Annotated in this window: 6 protein-coding genes and 2 pseudogenes; 6 read left to right on the plus strand and 2 right to left on the minus strand. The window is 67.2% G+C overall.

What is annotated here, in order from left to right:
* Positions 1-458, minus strand: a 458-nt coding sequence (locus AD428_RS19665; protein ID WP_152968158.1) for a DoxX family protein, incomplete at its 3' end; no start/stop codon positions are given.
* A 152-nt stretch (positions 459-610) separates the two neighbouring features.
* On the opposite strand from AD428_RS19665, the pseudogene AD428_RS19670 reads away from it, so the two are divergent.
* From AD428_RS19670 to AD428_RS19695, 6 genes and pseudogenes are all read left to right on the plus strand, one after another.
* Positions 611-1,501: pseudogene (locus AD428_RS19670) on the plus strand (LysR family transcriptional regulator); the annotation flags it as partial.
* 21 nt (positions 1,502-1,522) lie between these two features.
* A complete protein-coding gene (locus tag AD428_RS19675; RefSeq protein ID WP_053245217.1) occupies positions 1,523-2,104 on the plus strand; it encodes an NUDIX hydrolase in 582 nt (193 codons plus the stop codon).
* Positions 2,101-2,736: pseudogene (aat, locus tag AD428_RS19680) on the plus strand (leucyl/phenylalanyl-tRNA--protein transferase); the annotation flags it as partial. The gene AD428_RS19675 and the pseudogene aat, both read left to right, overlap by 4 nt.
* A gap of 207 nt (positions 2,737-2,943) precedes the next feature.
* The gene (locus AD428_RS19685) at positions 2,944-4,149 is read left to right on the plus strand and encodes a DesA family fatty acid desaturase (protein ID WP_053245960.1); all 1,206 of its coding nucleotides are present in this window, start codon (positions 2,944-2,946) and stop codon (positions 4,147-4,149) included.
* The gene (locus AD428_RS19690) at positions 4,146-6,437 is read left to right on the plus strand and encodes a UvrD-helicase domain-containing protein (RefSeq protein WP_053246305.1); all 2,292 of its coding nucleotides are present in this window, start codon (positions 4,146-4,148) and stop codon (positions 6,435-6,437) included. Before AD428_RS19685 ends, AD428_RS19690 begins: the two co-directional genes overlap by 4 nt.
* A gap of 19 nt (positions 6,438-6,456) precedes the next feature.
* Positions 6,457-6,762 carry a chorismate mutase gene (locus tag AD428_RS19695; protein ID WP_053246306.1) on the plus strand — a complete coding sequence of 102 codons (306 nt, stop codon included), beginning with the start codon at positions 6,457-6,459 and terminating at the stop codon, positions 6,760-6,762.
* A 62-nt stretch (positions 6,763-6,824) separates the two neighbouring features.
* Here the strand turns inward: AD428_RS19695 and AD428_RS19700 are convergent.
* Positions 6,825-7,550, minus strand: a 726-nt coding sequence (locus AD428_RS19700; protein WP_304438957.1) for a cytochrome-c peroxidase, incomplete at its 5' end; no start/stop codon positions are given.

Here is a 7,550-nt window from a genome sequence, read left to right on the forward strand (position 1 = left end):
GCCGACCCCGCGCCCCCCCCGGAATGACTCCGCCCGCGCAAGCCGCGGGCATCCGGATCGCGCACCCCTAGGCAGGCGAGCGCCAGCTTGCCGTCGCCCAGCAAGGCCAGCGCGAGCGCCGCTACCGCCAGGAAGACCGGATACTCCCAGCCGCCGCCGGGGTTGCCGAAGCCCCAGCCATTGCCGAAGTGCACGGTGGCGGCCACGAACAGCTGCACAGCCCCTACGGCGGCCACCCAGCGCGGCGCGACGCCCAGGATCAGCAGCGCGCCCGCCCCGATCTCGAAGAACGTTACCGGATAGGCCAGCCAGGAGGGAAAGCCGATCTGGCCGAAGAACCCGGCCGTGCCGGGCAGCGTGAAAACCAGCAGCTTGGTCAGGCCGTGGGCCAGGTACATGACGCCCAGCGCCAGGCGCAAAAGCAGGGCGGCGTACGGAGCGGTGCGGGAATCGATCATGAACAACCTCTGTATCGGATACGGGATAGGACTCGCCGCCCACGCGGGAGCCGTCTCGGCGCTATTCTTCCCATTCCGGAAAAGGCGATAAAGATGCAAAATCGCAAATTATTGTTCCTGTTCGGGAAATAATCGTGGATACGCATGCCGCCATGCAGACCTTTGCCAAGGTCGTGGAACTGGGGTCTTTCGCCGCGGCGGCGGACAAACTGGACCTCGCCCGCTCGGTGGTGACGCGCCAGATCGCGCACCTGGAGCACCGGTACGGCGTGCGCCTGCTCAACCGGACCACGCGCAAGCTCAGCCTGACCGATGCCGGACAGGCTTTCTACGAGCGCGTGCGCCCCATCCTCGCCGAAGTGGCCGACCTGGAACTGGCGCTGCAGGCGCAGGGCAGCACGCCCAGCGGCCGGCTGCGGGTAAGCGCGCCTGTGTCCTTCGGCATCCTGCACCTGGGACCGGCCATCGCGGAGTACCTGCAGCAATATCCCGAAGTCACTATCGACCTGGATCTCAACGACCGGGTGGTGGACCTGGTGGAAGACGGCTACGACGTGGCGGTGCGCATCGGGCCGCTGCTGGACTCGTCCCTGGTGGCGCGGCCGCTGGCGCCGCAGCGGCTGCACGTGTGCGCTTCGCCCGGCTACATCGAGCGCCACGGCGCGCCGCGGGTTCCCGAAGACCTGAAACGGCACCGCTGCCTGCACTATGCCTATGCCAGCACCGGCAACGAATGGCGCTTCGAGAAAGACGGGATCAGCCACCTGGTGCGCGTGAACGCGGCCCTGCGCGCGAACAACGGAGACGTGCTGCGCACGGCGGCCCTGGCCGGCCACGGCATCATCTTGCAGCCGGAATTCCTGATCGGCGCAGACCTGCGCGCCGGGCGCCTGGTCGCGCTGCTGGAAGACTACGCCCACACCGAGATTTCGATGTACGCGGTGTACCCGCACCGGCGGTTTCTGTCCCCCAAAGTGCGGTCCTTCGTGGAGCACCTGGAGCGCCGCTTCGGCGCTCGTCCGAGGATCGCGCAGGGCCGCGCCGCACCCGTTAGAATCGTGCCCATGACCGACAAACCGCCTCTCGTCTATTTTCCCGCGCCGCGCCGCGCCAATTTCTGCAGTCAGTGCGGCTCGCCGGTCAGCCGGCGCGTGCCGGAAGGCGACAACCGCGAACGCGACATCTGCGACCATTGCGGCGCCATCCATTACCAGAATCCGCGCCTGGTGGTGGGCACCGTGCCGGTGTGGCAAGACCGCGTGCTGCTGTGCCGCCGCGCCATCGAGCCCCGCTACAACACCTGGACGCTGCCGGCGGGCTTCATGGAGCTGGGCGAAAGCACCGCGCAGGGCGCGGCCCGCGAAACCCTCGAGGAATCGGGCGCGCGCGTGCGGCTGGGCGAGATCTACACCATCATCGACGTGCCGCAGATAGAACAGGTGCACGTGTTCTATCTCGCGCACGCCGCCGGCCCCGAACTGGACCCCGGGCCCGAGAGCCTGGAAGCCCGCTACTACGACGAAGCGGAAATCCCCTGGGACGACCTGGCGTTCCGCACCGTCGTCACCACGCTGCGGCACTTTTTCGAAGACCGCAAGCGCGGCATGTTCGGCCCTCATCACTACACGCTCGAATCGCACCGTTGAAGCTGCCCTGGCTCGCCGCAGACACGCCTTTCCCGCCAGCCTACACAGCGCTGCGCGACCCGGACGGCCTGCTCGCCGCGGGAGCCGATCTTTCGCCGCGCCGCCTCGCGCAGGCGTATTCCAACGGCATCTTTCCCTGGTACTCGGAGGGCGAACCGATACTGTGGTGGAGTCCCGATCCGCGCATGGTGCTGGCCTGCCGGGACTTCGCACCATCTCACTCGCTGCGCAAGCTGCTGCGCCAGATCGCGCGCCATGAACATGAGGCTCCGCGCGTGCGGGTCCGGGTCGACACCGCCTTTGCGGAAGTCATGGCGCAATGCGCCTCCCCCCGCGAGGGACAGCCCGGCACCTGGATCACGGCCGCCATGCAGCAGGCGTACCGCCAATGGCACGAGGCGGGCTTCGTGCACAGCATAGAAACCTGGATCGACGGCGAACTGGCCGGCGGGCTCTACGGCATCAGCCTGGGACGCATGTTTTTCGGCGAATCCATGTTCACCCGCGTGCCCAACGCCTCCAAGATCGCGCTGGCCTATCTGGTGCGGTTCCTGCAGGCGCAGGGCGTGGCCTGGATCGATTGCCAGCAGCAGACCCGGCACCTGGCCAGCCTGGGCGCGCGGCGCCAACCGTAAACCGGGACGCATCATTTCCCGAATAACGGGGCCGCGCCGGGCGGCCCTGCTTGCCCGCCTTGCGGGCAAGCAGGGCGTTTCGTGGTCAAAAGTCCGGCTTAGTGCTTGATTTCCCTCAATTACTATTTTGAAACCGCGATGTCATAAGCGATTCAAGGTAAGCTAAACTTCAGCCACTCTTCTAGCGAGGCTCACAACAGCTTTATGGATTACATCCTCTCCTTCTTTGCCGACGGCCTGACCAAAGCCAGCTGGTGGCAAATCGTCGTCTACACGCTCGTGATGACGCACATCACCATCATCTCGGTGACGGTATTCCTCCATCGCAGCCAGGCGCACCGGGGGCTGGATCTGCATCCCGCCGTCATGCATTTCTTCCGGTTCTGGCTCTGGATGACGACCGGCATGGTCACCAAGGAATGGGTGGCCATCCATCGCAAGCATCACGCCAAGTGCGAAAAAGACGGCGATCCCCACTCGCCCATGCTGTTCGGCATCTGGAAGGTGCTGTTCCGCGGGGCCGAGCTGTACCGCCAGGAATCGGCCAACAAGGAAACCATGGCCAAGTTCGGCCACGGCACGCCCGACGACTGGCTCGAGCGCAACATCTACAGCAAGCACAGCCTGCTGGGCGTGCTCATCATGCTCGCCATCGACATCGCCCTGTTCGGCGCCATCGGCCTCACGGTCTGGGCCGTGCAGATGGCCTGGATCCCGTTCTGGGCGGCCGGCGTGGTGAACGGCATCGGCCACTACTGGGGCTACCGCAACTACAACAGCCCGGACACCAGCACCAACGTGTTCCCGTGGGGCATCATCATCGGCGGCGAAGAGCTGCACAACAACCACCACGCCCACGGCACCTCGGCCAAGTTCTCGGCCAAGTGGTACGAATTCGACCTGGGCTGGTGCTACATCAGCGTGCTGAAGTTCCTGGGCCTGGCCAAGGTCAAGAAGGTCGCGCCCAAGCTCAAGCTCGACGACTCCCGCACGGGCATCGACCTGCGCACCCTGCAGGGCGTGATCACCCACCGCTACGAAGTCATGGCCCGCTACGCCGACGTCATGAAGCGCGCCGCCCGCCAGGAACTGGCCCGTCTGAAGGCTTCCAGCAAGGACACGGCCGACAGCGGCTGGCGCAAGCTTTACAGCGTGCGCCGCGCCCTGCACCGCAACGAAGACATCCTCCAGCCCGAGCAGCGCGAGGCCGTGGACCAGGCCATTGCCCAGAACAAGGCGCTTTCCACGCTGGTGCAGATGCGCCGCGAGCTGGGACGCATCTGGGAAAGCTCCAGCGCCAGCAGCGAACAGTTGCTGCATGACCTGCAAGCCTGGTGCCAGCGTGCCCAGCAAAGCGGCATCGACGGTCTCGAGCAGTTCGCGCAACGCCTGCGCCGCTATGCGGCATGATGCTAGAGCAGCTCAACCCTGAACAACGCGCCGCAGTAACCCTCGAACCGCAGCACGCCCTGGTCCTGGCCGGGGCGGGCAGCGGCAAGACCCGGGTGCTCACCACCCGGATGGCCTGGCTGATTCAAACCGGCCAGGCTTCGCCTTTTGGGCTCCTGGCGGTCACGTTCACCAACAAGGCGGCGCGCGAAATGCTCGCCCGCATGTCGGCCATGCTGCCGATCGACACGCGCGGACTCTGGATCGGCACCTTCCACGGCCTGTGCAACCGCATGCTGCGCGCGCACCACCGCGATGCCGGCCTGCCGCAGAGCTTCCAGATTCTCGACGTCACCGACCAGCTCGCCGCCATCAAGCGGCTCATGAAGGCCAACGGCGTCGACGACGAGAAGTACCCGCCGCGCGACGTGCAGCGCTTCATCAACGGCGCCAAGGAAGAGGGCCTGCGGCCGGCCGACGTGGAAGCCTACGACGCGCACCGCCGCCGCCTCATCGAGGTCTACCAGCTCTACGAGGCCCAGTGCCAGCGCGAGGGCGTGGTCGATTTCGCCGAGCTGCTGCTGCGCGCCTACGAACTGCTGTCGCGCAACGCGCCGGTGCGCGAGCACTACCAGCGCCGCTTCCGCCACATCCTGGTCGACGAGTTCCAGGACACGAACACGCTGCAGTACAAGTGGCTGCGCCTGCTGGCGGGCGGCGGCGCCGCCATCTTCGCGGTGGGCGACGACGACCAGTCCATCTACGCTTTCCGAGGCGCCAACGTCGGCAACATGGCCGACTTCGAGCGCGAGTACGCCCACGGCACGGTCATCCGCCTGGAGCAGAACTACCGTTCCTACGGCCACATCCTGGACTCGGCCAACGCGCTCATCGGCCATAACACCGGCCGGCTGGGCAAGAACCTCTGGACCGAGCAGGGCGAGGGCGAGCCGGTGCGCGTCATGGAGCTGCCTTCCGACGCCATGGAGGCGCAGTGGGTGGTGGACGAGATCCGCTCGCTCATCCACGAGGGCAGCGACCGCCGCGAAATCGCCGTGCTGTACCGCAGCAACGCACAGTCGCGCGTGCTCGAGCACGCCATTTTCTCGGCCGGCATTCCCTACAAGGTGTACGGCGGCCTGCGCTTTTTCGAGCGCCAGGAAATCAAGCACGCGCTGGCCTACCTGCGGCTCATGGCCAATCCGCACGACGACACGTCCTGGATGCGCGTGGTCAATTTCCCCACGCGCGGCATCGGCGCGCGCACCCTGGAGCAGCTTGCCGACGCGGCGCGCGCCGACAATGGCAGCCTGTATTCGGCGGTGGGCCGGGTGGGCGGCAAGGGGGGCTCCAATCTGGCGCAGTTCGCCCAGCTCATCAACCGGCTCATCGCGGAAACCCGCGACCTGCCGCTGCCGGAAATGGTGGAGCACATGCTCGAGGCCAGCGGCCTCAAGGCGCACTACGAATCCGAGCGCGAGGGCGCGGAGCGCCTGGAGAACCTGAACGAACTGATCACGGCCGCGGCGGTGTTCGCTTCCGAGGAAAACTACGACGGCCTGCCCGCGGGCGTGGTGCCCGAGCACGACACCTCGTCCACGCTGATGCCGGGCGTGGTCGATGCGCCAGCCCTGGTTCCCGACGCCATGACGCCGCTGGCGGCTTTCCTGTCGCACGCGGCGCTGGAAGCCGGCGACAACCAGGCCCAGCAGGGCCAGGACGCGGTGCAGCTCATGACCGTGCATGCCGCCAAGGGCCTGGAGTTCAACAACGTCTTCATCACCGGCCTGGAAGAGGGGCTGTTCCCGCACGAGAACAGCATTCTCGAACCCTCGGGCCTGGAAGAAGAACGCCGCCTGATGTACGTGGCCATCACGCGGGCCCGCGAACGGCTGTACATCACCCTGGCGCAAAGCCGCATGCTGCACGGCCAGACCCGCTACGCCATGCGCTCGCGCTTCCTGGAGGAAATCCCCGAGCAGCACCTGAAATGGCTCAGCCCCCGGGCGGGCGCGGGCCACGGCGGCCCGCAGCAGGCGGCCTGGGCAGGCCAGCGCGCCGATGCGTTCGGACGCCGGCCCACCAATACGATTGCGCCGCGTCAAGCGCGCAGCGCGACCAGCGGCGTCACCGTGGGCGATAAGCAGTATCGTGTAGGGCAGGGCGTGCGCCACGCGCGCTTCGGAGACGGCACCATCATCGGGCTGAGCGGCGCCGGGCAGGACGCCCAGGCCCAGATCCAGTTCCGCGACGTGGGCGCCAAGACCTTGGCGCTGGGCATCGCCAAGCTGGAAATCATTCAGGGCTGAGCCACACTCGGGGCACGACATGGCGAATCATGCGTCTTACAGCGCGGACCTGGCGGCATTGCGCGCCGAAATCGACGAAATCGACCAGCAGATCATCCTGCTGCTGGGGGTGCGGTTCCGCTGCACCGACCAGCTCGGCGAAATCAAGCACACCCACGGGCTCGACCTGGTCGATCCGAAGCGCGAGGCCCACCAGGTGGCGCGCATCCGCCGCCTGGCCGAAGAGGCCGGCGTTCCGCCCGCCCTGGCCGAAACCATTCTGCGCGAAATCATCGACACGGTAGTGGACGCCCACGCGCGCCTGCGCGACCGCCCGTACTCCTGATCCGTTCCGGGACGGCTTTCCGGCACCACAAACGCCGCCCGGCATGGGCGGCGTTCTATTGTCTACAGCGCCTCGAGGAACGCCAGCAGCGCGTCGATTTCCTCCGGCGTGAGATCGAGCCGCCGGATGTGGGGCGACTTTACCGGCGCATACGGGTCGGGCGGATCCGCCGGCGGCGTCTCGCGGCCCATGCCCGCGTTGTACATGCGCAGCAGGCCCTTCAGGTCGCCGAACAGGCCGTTGTGCATCCAGGGCCCTGCGCGCGACACATTGCGCAGGCTGGGCGTGCGGAACTTGCCCAGGTCCCGGGGGTCCCGCGTCACTTCGTAGCGGCCCAGGTCCTGGTTGCGGCGTCCGTAGAAAGACAGGCCGATGTTGTGGAAACCGTTGTCCGTCAGCAGCGGCCCGTTGTGGCAGTTCATGCATCGCGCCTTGGTGCGGAACAGATGCAGGCCCAGCAATTGGGCGTCGTCCAGCGCGTCGCGCCGTCCGTCCAGGAATGCGTCGAAGGCTGTGCGTTCCGGCCGCAGCGTGGCGACATAGGCGGCCAGGGCGCGGGCCAGGCGGTCGGCCGTCACAGGCGACTGCGTGGGCCCGGCGTCGCCGAAGGCGCGCAGGAACTCGGCCGGATACGGCGGGGTGTCGCGCAGCCGCGCAACCGCGCCGGCGGCGTCGTGGTTCATCTCGCGCGCATCGTGGATCGGCCCCAGCACCTGCTCCTGCAGGCTCGCGGCGCGCCCGTCCCAGAACAGCGCGGGAGAGAAGGGCGCGGCATACAGCGGCATGGA

The organism is Achromobacter sp. DMS1, from assembly GCF_001270295.1.